The organism is Streptomyces ambofaciens ATCC 23877, from assembly GCF_001267885.1.
GTDB classification, from domain to species: Bacteria; Actinomycetota; Actinomycetes; order Streptomycetales; family Streptomycetaceae; genus Streptomyces; species Streptomyces ambofaciens.
Genome location: NZ_CP012382.1, coordinates 491100 through 505515, shown reverse-complemented (window position 1 = coordinate 505515; position 14416 = coordinate 491100). Strand labels below are relative to the sequence as shown.

The following is a 14416-nucleotide window of genomic DNA, read 5'->3' as shown; positions in this document are numbered from 1 at the left end:
ATGGACCCGCATCAGCTCCTCGACGACGTAGCCCGTCAGCTGCGCACCCTGGTGCAGGGCGCGGTGGACGGCCTGGTCCGGCAACTGCCCGAGCTCGGTGAGGATCCCTCGGCCGCGGGCACCGTGCTCGCCGGCCGGCTGCTCGCCGTGCACGACCGGCTCCCCGCGGGCGACTCACTGGTGGAACTCGTACGGGAGATGATCGGGGACCTGGCCGCCGACTCATCGGTGCCGCTGCGCCTGCACGGATGGCGTCGGGCGCCGGGCGCCCCGCTCGGGGTGGCCCTGGTGCTGACCGACCCGTCCGGACCCGCGGCCGGACGGGCCGTCCTGGGGGTGACGCCGGAGGGGCCCGTGTTCGACCTGGTCGTCACCCCGGGAGCCCTGCTGACCCTGGCCGCCACGGCGCCGCAGCCGTGGAGCGCGACAGCGGACATCGAGACGGACGCCGCGGACCCGAAGGGCTGGGACGTGGCCTTCGGCCCCGGGCTGCAACCGGCGGCAACACGGGGCACCGCGACGATCAAGGTGCAGCGCACCGGAAGGCTGGCCGCCGGCATGACCGACGGCCCGGGAATCGGCGTCGAGGGCATCGCCCTGGCCGTGACCGCCGCACCCGACACCGCCGCCGCCGTCGAGATCGAGCTGCGCGGCCTCACCGCCGCCGTCCTGCCGAAGGCGCTGGCCCAGCTGGTCGGGGGCGGTGGGGCGGGCCCGGCGGGCGGCGGCGCCCGACCGGTCGACGTCACCCTCCGGGCGGACCGGCCGGCCGGACTGCGGTTCACCGGCACGGGCACCCTGCGCGTCCCCCTCCCCCTGCGGTTGAACGCGCCGCACGTCTCCACCCGGGACGCCGCGCTGGAGCTGATCTCGGACGGGGACGGCACCCGCGTGGGCGTGTCCGTGTCGGCGACCGCGGGGCTGCCGGGGCTGCCTCTGAAGGTCTTCATGGACGGCGCCGGCATCGAGCTGCCGGTGGCGCTGTCCTCGGGGACTCGGCCGGGCCTCGACGGGAGCGACCCCCGCCCCCGGTTCCCGGACGCCATCGGAACGGAACTCAAGGTGCCGCCGGTGTCGGGCGGCGGCATGGTGCGCCGCAACGAGGACCACAGCTACGGCGGATTGATCGACATCGACCTCGGCGTACTGCGCCTCCAGGCCATGGCCCTGTTCCGGCCACCGGACGGGGACGCCCCCACGAGCTTCCTGGTACTGCTCGCCGCCCAGTTCCCGCCGCCGGGCATCCAGCTCGGTCTGGGATTCGCGCTGGAGGCGGTCGGCGGACTCGTCGGCATCAACCGGCGCGTCGAAGTCACCGCCCTGCAACAGCTGGTGTGCGACGGCAACGCCGACCACGTGCTGTTCCCCGACCGCGCCGTGGAGCGGGCCAAGGAGATCATCGGCTCCCTCGGCGCGGCGTTCCCCGTCGCCCCCGGGAGGATCCTGGTCGGCCCGATGATCCGCCTCACCTGGGGCGCCCGGATGGTGTCGCTGTCCGGAGCGGTCATCCTCGAACTGCCCGCGCCACCGCGCGCGATCCTGCTCGGACGTCTGCTGGTCGGCCTGCCCGATCCGGCCCTGCCCATGGTCCGTCTCCAGGCCGGCGTGCTCGGACGCATCGAACCGGCCGTCCCCATGGTGGAGCTGCTGGTGTCGCTGACCGGCTCGTGGATCGTCGGCCTCGCCGTGCGCGGCGAGATGTACCTCCTGGTACGCGGCGGGCGGCAGCCGGAGTTCGTCCTGTCCGCCGGCGGCTTCCACCCCCGCTACACCCGCCCCGCCGGGGTGCCCCCGCTGAGCAGGCTCCAGATCGACCTGGCCCCCGGCAACGGTTTCGGACTGCGCATGGAGGCCTACTTCGCCGTCACCTCCAACGCGGTGATGTTCGGTGGCCAGGTGCAACTGGACGCGACGATCGCGGGCTGCGGTGTGACGGGCTGGCTCGGACTCGACGCCCTGTTCGTCTTCGACCCGGTGTTCGCCTTCGCCGTGCAGGTGCGGGCCGGTGTCGCGGTGCGTGCGTTCGGACGCCGACTGGCAGGTGTCGCACTGGACTTCACCCTGGAGGGGCCGGCCCCCTGGCACGCCTACGGCACCGGCAGCATCTCGGTGCTGTTCTGGGACGTCGAGCTGGACTTCGACATCCGCTGGGGATCGCCCCCGCCCGTCTCGGACCGCCGCGGACGCGAACCGCTTCCGGTGCTGGCCGAAGCACTGCGGCGGACGACGGCCTGGGCGGCGGAGCGGCCGGCCGCCGAACGCACCGCCCTGGTCTTCACCCCCGCGGCGACCGAGAAACTGAACCAGGGGAGCCTGGTGCACCCCGACGCCACACTCCGCGTCACCCAGAAGGTCGTGCCGCTGGGCGTGCCGATCTCCCGCTTCGAGCGGCGGCCGGTGCCGGGGCAGACCTGGACGATCAAGGAAGTGACCTTCGGCGAGCCCCAGGCCGCGGACGGGGCCCGTTCTCTGCCCGAGCGCTTCGTGCCCGGCGAGTTCTTCGACCTCACCGAGGACCAGCAGCTCACCGAGCCCGCCTTCGTCGGCCACGCCGGCGGACTGCGGGCACGCACCGACGGAAGCCGCACCGGTGAGGGGCACCGCGTCGACGACGGTTACGAGACCAAGTACGAACCGTCGCGAGATCGGGAGTCCTCGCTCTGGCCCGGCCTCTTCCCGTGCGAAGCCACCCTGGCCGTCAGCGCCTCCGAGCGGCTGGAGAGGTGGCGCACCCCCGAAGTGGCCGTCACGGTGCGTCCGGCGACGCTGAGCATGGTCGCCGCCGACACCCTGGAGCCGCTGCTCGACGACTTCAGCCCGGTCGACGCCACCGAGGACCCCTGGGAGGCGGCCCGCACCGGAGCCGCGCGACCCGCGCGGTTCGTCGAGACCTGGGAACACCGATGAGCACCCGGGACGGCGCACGCACACCACCGGCCCCCTCTCCCGTCGGGAGCGACGCATGAGCACGCGATGGTTCTTCTCCTGGGCGCGGATCGGCGCCGGCGCCTCGGCCACCGGACAGGCGCTGCGGACCTCGGTGCGGTTCGGTCGTGACATCGAGGGCCGCCACGAGGAGCCGTCGGTGCAGGGGCCGGAGCTCGCGTTGGTCGGGCCGGGGGACGTGCTCGGCTTCGACCGCGCCACGGTCCTGCGGGAGGAGCCGCGCGCCGGGACGCCCGACGCCCCCGAGAACCTGCTGGCCGGGGTCGAGCTGGCACACGCCGACCTGCCCTGGCTGCTGTCCCCGGCCATGGCACCGGCGCACCTCCCGCTCACACCGCAGCCCTGGATGACGCTGATCGTGCTGGCCGACGACGAGGCGGCCCCACCGCGACCCGCGCACCCGCTGCCCGTGCTCACCGCTCCGGTCGCCGCACTGCCCCGGCTCACCGAGCGGTGGGCCTGGGCCCACGTCGAAGCGCGTCTGCCGGACACCGTCACCGAGGCGGAGAGCGCGAGGCGACTCGTCGAACAGGGCGCGCGCGACCACTCCCCAGGCGTCGTCGCACGGCTGCTGTGCCCGCGCCGGCTCGCCCCCGACCGCGGCTGGATCGCCGCGGTCGTGCCCGCCACCGCCGCCGGGCGGGACGTGGGCCTGCGCGCGGCGTCCGTCGGAGCGGCCACGGACGACGCCTGGCCCGTCGCCGGAACGGGTACCGTCGACCTGCCCGTCTACCACTGGTGGACCTTCCGTACGGCAAAGGAGGGCACCTTCGAGGCGCTGGCACGCCGACTGGAGTTCCGGCCCGCGGCCGAGGCCGGCCTCGGCAGCCGCGTCCTCGACGTCGGCCGCCCCTGGCCGGCCGAGCCCTCCCTGGGGCCCGCCACCCTCGCCATGGACGGAGCCCTCCGGCCGCCGGGCACGACGGTGCCCGAGACCTGGACCGACCCCGCCGCCCAGGAGCGCTACCGGAACCTGCTCGCGCAACGTCTGAACGCACCGGCCGGCCTCCGCGAGCCGGCCCCGGAACCGGCGGGGGAACCGGACGGCGCCGCCGAGGACCGACGGGCCGCCGCCGTGGGACCGCCGCTGTACGGCAGCCACCACACCGGTGAGCAGACCGTGCCCGCCGCACCGGACAGCTGGATGGCCACACTCAATCTGGAGGTCCGCCGCAGGGTGGCCGCCGCACTCGGCGCCCGCTACGTGCAACTGGAGCAGGAGTTCCTGATGGCCCGGGCCTGGGAGCAGGCGGGCGAGATCCGGCAGGCGAACCGGTTGCTGGCCACGGGGGAGCTGGCCGCTGCCGCGGCCGAGCGGGCCAAGGAGAAGCACCTCGGCCCGCTCGGCCTGGCCGACCTGGTCACCCTGCTGGCGCCGGTCGGTGAGCGCGTGACCGTGTCCGCCGTCCGGCCGGACGCCGACGCCACCACGCTGGCCACCATGCTGGCCTCGGCCGACGAAGTGCCGACCGGAGCGGCCAGTACGTCCTTCAGCCGGCTGACCCGTGCCAACGGAGCCCTGTCCCGCCGCGCCCACCGCGGCACCGACGGGGAGAGCGCACCTGCCGAACCGGTCCTGGTGCAGAGCCTGCGGACCATGGGAGCCACCGTCGATGAAGCGCCCGGCAGCCCCGGCCTGCCGACGGAACTGCGCGACCGGCTGAGCCCCACCCGCCTCCAGGTCCTGCGCATGGCCGACCGTGTCCCCGGCGACTTCTGGGCGCAGCGCACCGAGGACGCCTCGCGGCCGCTGCGGCCGATCATGACCCACCCGAGGTTCACCGTACCGATCGCCACGGAACTGCTCTCCCGCTGGCCCGAATGGGCCCTCCCGGGCATCGAGTCCCTGCCCCCCGACTCGGTGACCCTGGTGGAGACCAACCCCGAGTTCATCGCCGCGCTGCTGGTCGGACTCAACCACGAGTTCAACCGGGAACTGCTCTGGCGGGAGTTCCCCACCGACCAGCGCGGCACCCCGTTCGCCAGGTTCTGGCCCAGCGACGACGCGGACGTCGAGGAGATCGCGCTGTGGCCGACCGACGCCCCGTTGGGCAGCCGGCTGCACACCGGTCGCGAGGGTGACCTGGCGCTGCTCGTGCGCGGCACGCTGTTGAGCCGCTTCCCCGGCACCTCCCTGGTCGCCGTAGCGGGGGTGGACGGCAGGCTGCCGCCCGCGTTCGACGGGGTGGCGGCCACCCCGATGGTGTTGGACGAGTCCACCGTGCTGTATCTGTTCGCCGGCCTGGACGAGGAACGGGCCCGGACCGAGGACTGGTTCTTCGTGTTCCGTGAACCGATGCAAGGCACCCGGTTCGGCTTCGACACCGGACCCCCGCCCCTCGCCATGGAGAACTGGTCCGACCTCACGTGGGAAGGCCTTGGCGTGGACGTCCGAGGAAGCGTCGTGCTGGACCCCGCCCCGACCGCGCCCAGCCCGGCCCCGGACGGCTCCGCCGTGTGGGCCGCGGACGCGGCCGACATGGCGCGCATCGCCTTCCAGCAGCCGTTCCAGCTGGCCTTCCGGGCCTCCAGGCTGCTGGGCGGCTGACCTCCGTCACGAGGACAGGAGCCCCGACATGACCGACGCGTTCGCAGCCCGCGCACAGGCGGACCGGGCACACACCGAAGCGGACGCCGCTCAGGCGCTCGCCGACGAGCAGTCGGCCGTGGTCCTGCGCCTACGGGCCCACATCGCGGCGGGCCTCCCCGATCCCAACCTTCCCGACACGATCCCCTCCGCCGTTCTGCTCGCCCAGGCCGAGGCCGCACTGCCACAGCTGCAGAGCAGTGCCCAGCAGCTGAACGGCCTGGCCGCCGAGGCCGAGGAGGAGCTGAGGCTGGCCCTGAGCGAGGGGGAGGCGCTGTTCCCCGACGACAACACCGCACCGATCGCCCTGCTTCCGGTACGGCTGGAGACCATCTGGTGGGAGCCGCGGACCCTGCGGGTGCGGGTGTACCCGGACGACATCCAGCTCTCCGGGTTCGAGCCCGCCCTGACCCCCGCCGAGGCGCAGGCGGGAAGCGCCTACTGGCAGAACCCGGGCCCGGAAGCCTGGCAGAAGGTGCTGACCGGGCTGCGGCCCGCCCGGGCGTCCTGGACGGTCCACGCCTGCCGCCCGGGGGCTCCGCCGCCCGTGGTGCGCCCCGAGGAACCGCTGGAGCGCCGCGGTCGCGGGGTGCGGATGCCGAAGCGGTGGCGCTTCCTCGGCCTGCGCGACGGCCAGGTGGTGGTGGACAAGCCCGGCCGTCCGGTGCCCGACCCGCTGCCCGTGGGCCTGTTGCGGGGCGAGGAGGAGGGCTGGGAGACCGACTGGTTCGAAGCCGTGAAGGCCGGCATGGGCATCGAGCTGGTCTTCCCGCCCGAGAGCACGGAGCACCTGGACCAACTGCTCGTCGTCGGTGTGCGTGAGGACCCTCCGGCGGACGGCGCGGCGCTGCTGGGCGAGCTGCTGCGCGGGCACCGCTTCGGCGGCGGGCTCGGTCTGCTGCCCCCGGGCACCTCCACCAACAACACGCCCCGCACTCGCTCCGGCTGGTCCTCGGCACCCGCCTTTCCGGGGCCCGACCCCGACCCGGAGGCGGGGGAGCGGCCCGTCGCGGACGCGCTGGCCGAGGCACTCGGTCTTCCCGACGCGGGCTTCCTCCGTGGCTGTTCAGGCGCGGCCGACGGCGACTCCGCGGCCGTGGCGGCCCTCACCATGCTCACCTGGCCCACCCTCGGCAAGGGCTTCGCCGAGGCCGCGCTGACCACGCTCGACCTGGGCACCAAGGAGGGGACCGCCTTCGCTCCCGAAGGACCCTGGCGCGCCGTCCGCGACCATCTCGCCCGGCAGGTCCGCAGCCGCGGTCCGCTGCCCATGCTGCGGGTCGGCCGCCAGCCGTACGGAGTCCTGCCCGTCACCGCGCTCGACGACTGGCGCGCCGAGCGCGTCGACGACGCGGGCGCGCTGCTCACACCGTGGCTGCGGCGGCTGCGGGAGTGCTGGCGCAGGGTGCTGGACGACGAGAGCGCCATCGACCCCGTCCCCAGGATCCGGCCGGGCGAGCCGGCGGACCAGGTCGCGGTGGAGGCGCTGCAGCGGCTGCCGGTGGCGACCGGTCTGGCCATGCGTCGGATGAACGGGCCACGGTTCGCCGTGCCGAGCACCGAGCGCGACGAGCCCCCGGCCCGCACGGGTCTGCCCGGGATGCCGCCCGAGGGGGCGCTGCGCTGGACCACGAGCGGCGACGGGACGACCTTCTTCGGCTGGGGCCTGGACGAGAAGACCGGCGTCCCGGCGTTCGTCGACCGGATCGCCCCGGACCCGGAGGCCTTCCCGGCCCGGGCCACCGCGACCGCGGACTACCTCGGCGCCGTCCGGGCCTTCCTGGCGGGCGAGCTGGACGCGCAGGCGTACGACCTCGCGTGGCCGGTGGAGCTGTCCACGGGCCGGGAGACGCCGCCCCGGCGCAGCACCTTCTTCGACCTGCCCTCCCCGGAGGCCGAGCCCGGCGCCGAGGGCGAACCACCGGCCGGGGAGCAGCCGCCGGTCGGGGAGCAGCCGCCCGACGGCGGAGAGCCACCGGGCGAGATCGCGCCGGACACCGAACCGGACACCGAACCGGACCCGGAACCGGACGGCCGCGGACTCCTCGACGCCCTCCTGTTCCTGCCCAACTGGTCGACCTTCCACGGCGACTTCGACGAGAACACGGACGATCCGCTGCGCCAGGCGCTGGCCGTGACCGGCGAGGTGGACCAACTGGTGGCCGACGCGCTGGAAGGTCCGAACGACCAGGACCGCACGGCACGCCTCGAGGCCGCCCGGCGAGCCGCGACCGCGCTGCCCCGCTTCGAGGAGGCGCTGCGGACCCTCGCGACCGTGCCCGTGACCCGTCTTCCCGAGCTGCTCATGGAGGTCGTCGACGTCCATGAGCACCGGCTGGACGCCTGGATCACCTCCCTGGCGTCGGCCCGGCTGGACGACCTGAGGGCGGGTGGCGTCGACGGCACCCGGATCGGGGCGTACGGGTGGGTGGAGAACCTGGGCCCACCGCGGGAGAGGGAACAGCTCGACATCGTCCTGGACGACGTGGACACCCCCATCGAGGTGTCGGCCGAGGACGGCTACATCCACGCCCCGTCGCTCCAGCACGCGGCCACGGCGGCCGTCCTGCGCTCCGGCTTCCTGGGCAACCCCGACGAGCAGAGCTACGCCGTCGACCTCACCTCCCGCCGCGCCCGGGTCGCCCGCTGGCTGCTGGGCGGCGTACGCCAGGGCCAGACCCTCGGGCCGTTGCTCGGCTACCGCTTCGAACGGGCCTTGCACGATGCCGAACTGGACCACCTCGTCGAGCGGTTCCGCCGCCAGTTCCCCCTCCCCGTGGTGCCCGAGACCCAGGCGCCGGAACCCGACGCCGACCTGTGGGAACGCAGCGCCGAGGCGATCTCCGCGCGCAACGTCGTCGACGGCATGGCCCTGGCGCGGGCCGGGACGGCCGCCTGCGACCGGCCCAGCGTGATCGACGGGGAAGCGCTGGTCCGGGCGGACCCGGACCGGGCGGCGGTGACACCGCTGCTGGAGGACCTCGCCGACGCGCTCGACGCGGTGGGCGACCTGGTGCTGGCCGAGAGCGTCCACCAACTCGTCGGCGGCAACCCGATCCGTGCGGGCCTGACCGCCGACACCCTCGGCCGCGGCGAAGACGTACCCGACACCTTCCGGGTGCTGCGCACTCCGCACCGGGCACGCGCCCTGACGCACCGTACGGCCGTGTTGCTGCCCGCCGGGCCCACCGGACCGACCGGCTGGCCGAGCGATCCGGTGGCCGACCTGCAACCCGCGCTGGAGAGCTGGGTCGCCCATCTGCTCGGTCCGGCGGCGGGCTGGGTGCTCGGCGGCCGGCTGGGCGACGGGGAGTTCGAACTCGGCGCCGACGGACTGGGGTTGAGCGCGCTGAGCGCGGTCCTGGACGCGGCGGCCGTCGAACCGGCCGGACTGTACCGAGCGGTGCGCGGGGCCAAGGGCGTGGCGGCGGACACACCGGTCGTCTTCTCCGGGCCCGGCTGGAGCGCGCTGCACGGCGTGGCGACCCGGATCAGGACGCTGCTGTCCACCGCCCAGCCACTGCTGCCCGCCCATCTGCCCGAGGAACCGGCCGGGCGGTCGGCCGACCCGACCGCCCTGCGGGCACGGCTCGCCGCCTTCGCCGACAGCCCGCAGGCCGTCGACCACCCCGCCACCGCGCAACTGCGCGACCTGGCCACGCAGCAGGTCACCCCGGACACGAGCGACGCGTGGCTCTCGCGGGCCAGAACGGCCCTGGCCGACGTGCTCGGCGCGGACCTGCCGCTCCTGCCCGCCCTCAGCGTGCCGACACCGCCGCCCCCGGGCCGCGGTGACCTGTCCGGAGCCGCGATCGAGGACTGGCTCAGACGCAACGCGGCCGTCCGCCCGGCGGTACGCGCCCTGCACGAGACCCTGCTGCTGGCCGGAGCGCGGGCCGGACGAGCCGAACGCCTGCGTGCGGCCCAGCATCCGACCGTCGGCGGCGACTCCTGGATCGGCGGCACCTTCCCGGCCGGACAGCGCCCGCCCGCGACGACCCACCTGGTCTGGCACGCACCCGCCGACCTCCTGCCGGACGCGGAGGTCACCGGTGTCGTCCTCGATGAGTGGATCGAGCTCCTGCCCGGCGCCGAACAGCCCGCGCGGACGCCCGAACCTGCTCCGCAGACCGAACTCACCGGAGTCGCCTTCCACTACGACCGCCCGGACGCCAAGGCCCCGCACAGCGTGCTCGTCGCGGTACCCCCGGACCTCGGCCGCGGATGGACCGCCGACGCCCTGGTGCAGGTGGTGCGCGAGACCCTCGACCTGGCCAAGTTGCGCGCCGTCGACCGCGACGACCTGAGACGACTCGACGACCTCCTCCCGGCGATCAGCATCTCCCAGCAGGGCGCGACCGGCACGGCGCTGTCCAGGGTCGAGACCAAGAGGCGGAACACCGACCCCCAGGGGCCCTTCCGGCTGGAGACCACGCACCGCACCCCCGAGGTCGAGGCGGGGCTGGCCGCCCGGGTGCACGACCCGCTGTGGCTCCTCACCCGGCAGTGGCAGTTCGGGGAGTTCGCCGCCCAGGACGCGGGCTCCCCGGCGGTGGTCCGGATGACCGGTGGCAGCACTCCCATCGACGCCTGGCGGCCGGCCGAAGCCGCCGAATGGGTGCCCTACGACCCGCGCCTCGGCCCGCTGGACACCGTGATCGAGGACGAGCCGGTACTGCCCGACGAGCGGCTCCGTGCCGAAGGAGGCGCCGCACTGCTGAGGATGTGCCACGAGGCCGCCCTGCCCGCCACGGTCCTCACGGCGCTGGCCCCCCATCTGCTGCGGACCGAGGAAGCGGACGCGAGCCTGGTCGGTCTGCTCGCCGGACGGACCCCCGACGCGGTGGCGGTGGCGGCGGCCCTCGACGCGGGGACCATCGACAGCGGACCGGACCCGCGGTTCGGCGAGGTGCTCGCCGCATGGCGGACCTGGTGGTCCGGCCGGCAGAGCGAGCACGGCCCCGACTGCTTCGACCCCAACCGCTTCGAGTACGCCGCCGAACTGTCCGCCGGCGGGACGGTGCTGCGCGCCGCGGAGTACCACGGCGACGGCCTCGACTGGTACTCCCTGGACGTGCACCCGGACCCCGACGCGGTGGGGGCGCCGCCGGGGCAGCGCCTCTCCTTCACCGAGGAGAGCCTCCCCTCGACGGTGCGCTACGGCGGGCTGCCCGCCGACCGGTTCTGGGAGATGGAGGACGCCCGCGTCGACCTGGGGGCGGCGGACGTGTCCACGCTCGACACCGGCCGGCTGCTGCTGATCTCGTTCGCCACGGTCTTCGGCAACGACTGGTTCCTGGTCCCGCTGGAAGTGCCCACCGCTTCCCTGACCGTGCTCGACCAACTGCTGGTACGGGACGTCTTCGGGCGCCACCACCTGGTACGGCGCGCGGGCCGGGACGACCCCAGGTGGTCGATGTTCAACCTGACCGGTCCGGACCCGGACCACCCCGCGACGTCGGGGCTGCTGATGCTGCCCACCGAACGCGGCCAGGCGGGGCAGCCGCTGGAGCGTGTGATGCTGGCCCGCGACGAACTGGCCAACCTGGCGTGGGCCGTGCAGCACCACTGCACCGACGGCCGTGGCGAGCAGGTCGACCGCCGGGACCGCTGGGCGCGCGCCCGGCCGCCCGAGCCGGCGGTGGCCGGGGAACTCCCCGTGTACGCCGTGCAGAGCATCGTTCCGGACTACTGGTTCCCGCTCGTTCCGGAGGCGGTCTCCACCGAGCGGATCCGATTCAAGCTCGCCCCGCTCACCGGCCCGGGCCGGGATGCTCCCCCCGGGGGCCGGCTGATCACGCCCGACCTGTGGGTGCACGAGGAGGAGGTGCCGCGCGACGGGGTGCAGGTCGTCCGCCGGCCGGTGCTGGCCCGCTGGTGGGACGGCTCGTGGCACAGCTGGATCCGCAGGGAGAAGACCCCCGGCACGGGGGAGAGCTCCAGCGGACTCGCCTTCGACACGGTGCGGCCCACGGACCCGTGGCCGTGAGGGTGCCCGAGGCGCCCACCACGACACGGTGACCGGGGCGGGCCCGGGTCATGGCCGGCACGGAGCGGGCAGTGCGGCCGCGTCACGACTCGCTGCTCGACGGCGGCGCGGGCCGGCCACGCTTCCCGGGATCGGTCGCCGCCCACCGGGGTTCAGCCAGCGGCCAGTGCGGCGTTCCACACGGGACTGTCGACGTAGTGGTTGTCGAAGCGCTCCGAGGACGCCTTGATCTCCTCGAAGCCGGCCTCGCCGCGCATCACCCGGCCCAGGAGCCGCAGGTAGTCGAAGCGCGCCATCCCCGGTGTGAAGGTGAACAGCACGTCGGCCGTGCCATCCGGGGCCGCCGCGAAGGCATGCGGGGTGTGCGGCGGCACGAGCAGGAAGTCGCCGGCGCCGAGCACGGTCACCGCTTCCCCCACGAGGACGCGCAGGGAGCCGTCGATGACGTAGAACATCTCCGCGGCCCGGGTGTGGAAGTGCGCCGGTGCGCCCACCGCTCCCTCGGCGAAGGTCGAGCGGTAGCTGGTCAGCAGCCCGCCCGTCGCCTCGGAGTCCGCCAGCAGCGTCATCGTGCTGCTGGGGTCGCTCGTCGTCTCCGCCTCGGCGGCCCGAGTGACCACCGGCGCGAAGTCGGTACGCATGCCGCTCATCTTGTGTTCTCCCCTGGTAGCGGGCCTCGGCGAACCTTGTACTCACCATTCTGGTGGGTGAGTTGACCAGAGGCGTGGTGCAATCAGGGCCGGGATCCCTGGGCCAATCGCATCGCGTTCCGGGCTGCTATCTTGTACGCGGCGGTGACGACCGGTTCCGCTGTGCCTGTCATGGAGACCGAAGGAGGCGAGTTGATGACTGTCGTGGAGACCACTGCCGTGTGCAGTGCTCGGATCATCCTCGCTTCCCGGACCTCGTCCTGACCCGCACCTGCCTTTGCTCCCCTTCCGTGGGAGTCCTGGCCGCACGTGCCGTCCGGAGGGGTCCGCTTCCGCCGACATGTCGACAAGGAAATCGGTCATGGACCTCCCTCGCATCTTCACCATCCGCGAGAGCAACCACCGCATCCACAACCCGCTGACTCCTGACAAGTACGCCGTCCTGGGCCGGGCTCTCCATCTGGCCCCCGGGACACGAGTGCTCGACCTGGCCAGCGGCTCGGGCGAGATGCTGTGCACCTGGGCCCGCGACCTGGGCTTCACGGGCACGGGCGTGGACATCAGCACCGTCTTCACCGAGCGGGCCCGGGCCCGCGCCGTCGAACTCGGTGTCGCCGACCGGGTGGAGTTCGTCCACGCGGACGCCTCCGGCCATGTCGCGGACGAGCCCGTCGACGTCGCCGCCTGCATCGGCGCCACCTGGATCGGGAACGGCGTCGCCGGAACGGCCGAGTTGCTCAGCCGCAGCCTCCGCCCCGGGGGCCTCATGCTGATCGGTGAGCCCTACTGGCGTCGTACTCCGCCGGACCAGGAGACCGCGCAAGCCTGCCATGCCGGCCACCCCTCCGACTTCCTCCCGTTGCCCGACCTCATCGAGCGGTTCGGCGACCTCGGGTACGACGTGGTGGAGATGGTGCTGGCCGACCAGGACAGCTGGGACCGGTACAGCGCGGCACAGTGGCTCACCATGCGCCGCTGGCTGGACCGGAACCCGGACGACGAACTGGCGCCCCAGGTACGGGCCGAGCTCGCCACCGAGCCCGCACGTCACGCGCGCTACACACGTGAGTACCTCGGCTGGGGAGTCTTCGCCCTGCTGAAGCACTGATCGTCGGTTCCGCGCGGGGGCGGGCGGCACGGCGTCGCCCGAACCCGCGCGGGGGCGGCCACGCGTGGCCGCGGTACCGACCGTGCGCGCTGTGACGGCGGTGGCGGCATCCGGTAGAAATACCGGATGCTGCATCTGCGCGTGATCACCCCGGCCGACCGCACCGACGAGGTGGTCCGTCTCATCGACCGGACGGTGGGCACCACCCATCTGGTGGTGCTGCCCGGCGTCGCTCGGGACCCCGAGGGCGACGTCGTCATGTGCGACGTGGCCCGCGAGGCGGGCGACGAAGTCATCGGCGGGCTCAGGGCGCTGGGCATCGACAGCTGCGGCGCCATCACCGCCGAGAACATCGACCTGTCGTTGTCCGAGCGCGCCGACAAGGCGGAGAAGGACGCGCCGGGCGAGCCCGCCGACGCGGTGCTGTGGGAACAACTGGAGGAGGCGACACACGAGGAGTCGACCCTCTCCATCACCTACGTCGCCTTCATCACCCTCGCCACGATGATCGCGGCCTGCGGCGTGGTGCTGGACAACGCGATCCTCATCGTGGGAGCGATGGCGGTCGGCCCGGAGTTCGGTCCGCTGGCGGGCATCTGCACCGCGATCGTGCAGCGCGCCCCGCGCCTGGCACTGCGCTCACTGGTCGCCCTGCTCGTGGGCTTCGCGGTGGCGATGGCGGTGACGGTGGGCTTCAGCTGGATCATGGCCGGGTTCGGCTTGTTCACCGAGAGCAAGTTGGAGGGAGACCGTCCGAACACCGACTTCGTCTATGCCCCCGACGCCTTCTCCTTCGTGGTGGCGATCCTCGCCGGCATCGCGGGCACGCTGTCGCTGACCTCGGCCAAGTCCGGCGCCCTGGTGGGCGTCGCGATCTCCGTCACCACGGTCCCGGCCGCGGCGAACGCGGCCGTCGCGCTGAGCTTCGGTGACACCGGCCAGATGGTGGGCTCCAGCGAACAACTGCTGCTGAACCTCTTCGGCATCGTCCTGGCGGGCACCCTGACCCTGGTCGCCCAGAAGGCCCTGTGGGCGACCCAGCGCAGCCGCTTCAGGAAACCGGAGAACTCCTGACCGACCGGGCTCGAGTCTCCCTGCGCCGGGCCGCCCGCCCCCGCGCCGGCCACGTGGGGCTC

General features: G+C 73.8%; 6 protein-coding genes. 5 read left to right on the top strand and 1 reads right to left on the bottom strand.

Going from position 1 to position 14416, the window contains the following annotated elements; translation table 11 throughout:
* From SAM23877_RS02275 to SAM23877_RS02265, 3 genes are read left to right on the top strand one after another with little or no spacing between them, the layout of a single operon-like run.
* A complete protein-coding gene (locus SAM23877_RS02275) occupies positions 1–2907 on the top strand; it encodes a DUF6603 domain-containing protein (protein ID WP_053126366.1) in 2907 nt (968 codons plus the stop codon).
* 55 nt (positions 2908–2962) lie between these two features.
* A complete protein-coding gene (locus tag SAM23877_RS02270; protein WP_053126364.1) occupies positions 2963–5494 on the top strand; it encodes a hypothetical protein in 2532 nt (843 codons plus the stop codon).
* A 28-nt stretch (positions 5495–5522) separates the two neighbouring features.
* Positions 5523–11522, top strand: a complete 6000-nt coding sequence (locus SAM23877_RS02265) for a hypothetical protein (protein ID WP_053126362.1) — start codon at positions 5523–5525, stop codon at positions 11520–11522.
* A gap of 152 nt (positions 11523–11674) precedes the next feature.
* On the opposite strand, the gene SAM23877_RS02260 is transcribed toward SAM23877_RS02265, so the two are convergent.
* The gene (locus SAM23877_RS02260; RefSeq protein WP_053126360.1) at positions 11675–12172 is read right to left on the bottom strand and encodes a cupin domain-containing protein; all 498 of its coding nucleotides are present in this window, start codon (positions 12170–12172) and stop codon (positions 11675–11677) included.
* 361 nt (positions 12173–12533) lie between these two features.
* On the opposite strand from SAM23877_RS02260, the gene SAM23877_RS02255 reads away from it, so the two are divergent.
* Together SAM23877_RS02255 and SAM23877_RS02250 are read left to right on the top strand one after the other, a co-directional pair.
* The gene (locus SAM23877_RS02255; protein ID WP_053126358.1) at positions 12534–13280 is read left to right on the top strand and encodes an SAM-dependent methyltransferase; all 747 of its coding nucleotides are present in this window, start codon (positions 12534–12536) and stop codon (positions 13278–13280) included.
* 126 nt (positions 13281–13406) lie between these two features.
* On the top strand, positions 13407–14354 hold the full coding sequence (locus SAM23877_RS02250) for a DUF389 domain-containing protein (RefSeq protein WP_053126356.1): 948 nt from the start codon (positions 13407–13409) through the stop codon (positions 14352–14354).
* Positions 14355–14416 lie beyond the last annotated feature (62 nt).